The organism is Streptomyces sp. NPDC006283 (assembly GCF_040613325.1).
Classification (GTDB): domain Bacteria; phylum Actinomycetota; class Actinomycetes; order Streptomycetales; family Streptomycetaceae; genus Streptomyces.
Map to the genome: position 1 here is coordinate 1 of NZ_JBEXRZ010000391.1, position 2,952 is coordinate 2,952.

3 protein-coding genes, 1 pseudogene and 1 riboswitch are annotated in these 2,952 nt (G+C 67.5%); of the genes and pseudogenes, 2 read left to right on the forward strand and 2 right to left on the reverse strand.

Annotated features, from left to right (window positions below; all coding sequences use genetic code 11):
* Together ABZ070_RS36395 and ABZ070_RS36400 are read left to right on the forward strand one after the other, a co-directional pair.
* Positions 1-336 (forward strand): transposase family protein (locus ABZ070_RS36395; RefSeq protein WP_356640377.1); only part of this gene is annotated, 336 nt, incomplete at its 5' end.
* 585 nt (positions 337-921) lie between these two features.
* A riboswitch (cyclic di-AMP (ydaO/yuaA leader) is annotated at positions 922-1,104 on the forward strand.
* A 3-nt stretch (positions 1,105-1,107) separates the two neighbouring features.
* Positions 1,108-1,584: a C40 family peptidase gene (locus ABZ070_RS36400; RefSeq protein ID WP_356640379.1), complete on the forward strand. Its 477-nt coding sequence runs from the start codon at positions 1,108-1,110 to the stop codon at positions 1,582-1,584.
* Between the two features lie 33 nt (positions 1,585-1,617).
* Here the strand turns inward: ABZ070_RS36400 and ABZ070_RS36405 are convergent.
* Both ABZ070_RS36405 and ABZ070_RS36410 read right to left on the reverse strand, forming a co-directional pair.
* Positions 1,618-2,160 (reverse strand): annotated as a pseudogene (locus tag ABZ070_RS36405) (LysE family translocator); the annotation flags it as partial.
* Positions 2,161-2,365: 205 nt separating this feature from the next.
* On the reverse strand, positions 2,366-2,683 hold the full coding sequence (locus ABZ070_RS36410; RefSeq protein WP_356640381.1) for a hypothetical protein: 318 nt from the start codon (positions 2,681-2,683) through the stop codon (positions 2,366-2,368).
* Positions 2,684-2,952: the final 269 nt, after the last annotated feature.

The following is a 2,952-nucleotide window of genomic DNA, read 5'->3' on the forward strand; positions in this document are numbered from 1 at the left end:
GGACTGCGGCTGCGAACGCTCGCTGACGTCATCGCTCATCTCGGTGCCACCGGCCAGACCGCCCTGATGGACGCCACCGAGATCCGGGTCCGCCGGCCATCAGCACACCGCGGCGGACGCAGCCGCTTCATCTCCGGCAAGAGCCGCATCAACGCAATGAAAGCCCTCGTCCTCACCGACGAACGCGGACGACTTCTGTTCTGCGGCGAGGTACGAGCGGGATCAGTTGCCGACATCACCCAAGCCCGGGATGCCGGCCTGGTCGACCTCCTCACCGACACCATCGACCTGCAGATCCTCGCCGACGCCGGCTACCAGGGCCTGGCGCTCGAATGACTTGCGGGCGCATCCCGCCGGCTCGCGTCAGCCACTGGAAGGGCGGACAGTGCATCGGGCAACCGGATCGGCGCGGCCTGGGCCGGCGTGGGCGCAAGGACCGGAGTGACGACGAGGGTGAGCGGCACCAGGCCGCTCAGCAGTTTCTTGATCACGAACCAGTGGATGGCGAACCGCGAATCTCCTGCTGCGGCGGAACCGCTCTAACCCAGGCGGGGGCGATCTTCACCGAAGAAGTGTGCCCCCTAAAGGTCTCCGTCATCGGGTACCGGCGCGTCCGGCATGCGAACAAATAGCGCGACCCAGTCGCCAGTACCCCGTTCGGTGACGCTTTGCCCAAGTTGTCACACAGCCTCGGACTTGCGTCGGCGGGACCACCGATCTGGTGCAATGGGGCGCTTCAACTGCTGGTACGAGACGGGTCGGGAGCGCGGAAGAAGGGGTCGGACAGGCCTGCCCACCCGAAAGGTCCAGTCGTGATCAGCTTCACAAAAGCCGTTTCAGCCCGGAAATCGGACATCTGTGGGTAACGATCCGTGGGACGACAAGCCCCCGCCACCTCGACGGGGCGGTCCGGGCGGACGCTGAATCCTGCCGCCGCACCGGATGTCTGTTCGGCGGAAGTGCATCGGCAGGAGTGGAGGACCCAGCAAGACGGCGTGACCGGCGATCCCGGCCACGCCTTGGGGTGAAGCCGCTGCGGCGGCCGGGCGTCTTCGCCGTTCGAACCCGACAGGTCACCCTTCACAGGCGGCTGACGAAGGGTTGCGCATGACTGCGCAGATGCATCTCCCCCTCCTGGTCTCACGGGCGGGCATCGTATCGGCACTTATGATCGCCGCCGTCGGCGGCACACTTCTGACCCCCGGCAGCGCTGTTGAAGCGCATGCGATCAGCAACCACGCGAGCAAGGCGCTCAAGGTAGCCGCGTCGAAGAAGGGCTCGCCGTACCGGTACGGCGCCACGGGTCCGTCGCGCTTCGACTGTTCAGGGCTGACGCTCTATTCGTACAAGAGAGCGGGCAAGAAGCTGCCCCGCACGGCCCAGCAGCAGTACAACCGGACCCGCCACATCTCCGTCTCCCACCGGCAACGCGGTGACCTGGTGTTCTTCCATGCCGGCGGTGCCATCTACCACGTGGGGATCTACGCCGGGCACGGGAAGATCTGGCATTCGCCCAAGACGGGTGACGTGGTCCGGCTGGTCAAGATCTGGACGAAGAACGTCAAGTACGGTCGCGTACGCTGACGCGCAGCCCGGTCATGGCGGACCTGAGTGGTATCAGTGCACCGTCGACCGGATCAGCAGGGCCGCGCCGAGCGTGGTCTGCGCGCCTCCCGAGACACCTTCGACGGCGCGGGCGTTCCGCGGCCGACGCAGCCACCGGCCGAGCCGGTCGACCAGCAGTGCCACCGCCGGGAACCAGAACAGCGCCAGCAGCACGACCGTGCCGGCGAGCAGCAGCGTGCGCGGCGATACGGGCCGCGGCCTCGGGACGAACTGCGTGAGCAGGCTCAGGAACAGCACCGGCGCCTTCGGGTTGAGGACGTTAGTGAGGAAACCCTGCCGCAGGCCACGTCCGACGCCGTGCGAGGCCGCGTCCCGCGGATCCGCCGGCTCCGGCTGCGGGCACAATGCGGCGTACAGCGAGCGGATCCCGAGATACAGCACATAGCACCACCCGCTATCTGCAGCGTCCGGTAGAGGACGGGCACCGTGGCGAGGACGGCGGCGAGTCCCGCCACCGGCCAGCGCCGTGTGGACGGGCAGCCCGCCCGCCACTCCCACCGCGCAGGCGACACCTGCACGGCGCGAGGCGACCGCGTCCGTCCCCGATGAAGGCGATAAGCCGTCCGTCCATGCGACAAACCTGGACGACCCCCATGCCTTACGGCCTCGCCGCGATTGAGGTGTGAATGTGCTGGGTTGTGGTTCGGCTGGTGAGTGATCAGCAGGCAGTGTCGCGTGCGAGTACCAGTTCGGTGCTGTGTTCGTGGCTGGGTGGGCCGTTGGGCTGCTCGGTCGGAGATCAGGCCCACGATCGCTGGTTGGGTTTGCGTGTAGGTTTCGCGGCGTTTGGTAATCTGCGCACGGGTGTCCATTGCCGTAGTGCGGCGTTGGTGTGCTCGACGCAGATCCGGGCCGAGGACTGCCGGCGTCTGGCTCGCGCCAGGCTCTCTTGTCGCCGTCGCATGCGTCGTCTTTGGGCTTCTTCAGCGGGGCGGTGATCTGGGGGGAACTCGTTGGCCAAGCCCTGGAAGCCGGAATCGACCTTGGCCTTGGCCTTGGGGCGTCGGTGGAACTGCTCGGCGATTCCCTCGCTGCGCACAGCGGTTTGGTCGTGCATCCGGCCGGGCCGCTCGGCACCGGAGAACAGCAATCGGCCCTGCCCGTCGCTGAACGTGGGGCTTGGCGGGCGGCGGAGCTGAGTCTCGGCTCCGTCGATCCGTAGCTCGATGCCTTCGGCCTCGGCGTAGGGGCACACGTCCCTCCACTGTCTGCAGCCGCAGACCGGGCCGATCAGGCACAGCGAAGCCGCCGGCCGCGAGTGAGTACGGATCGAACCTCGCCGATCGCCCGGACAATCGTGGAGGAGCTGACACCGCAGACCACGGC

Excerpts from the sequence above, each read along its gene's own strand:
- ABZ070_RS36400 (WP_356640379.1), top strand. The coding sequence starts at position 1,108 with ATGACTGCGCAGATGCATCTCCCCCTCCTGGTCTCACGGGCGGGCATC.
- ABZ070_RS36410 (WP_356640381.1), bottom strand. The coding sequence starts at position 2,683 with ATGCACGACCAAACCGCTGTGCGCAGCGAGGGAATCGCCGAGCAGTTC.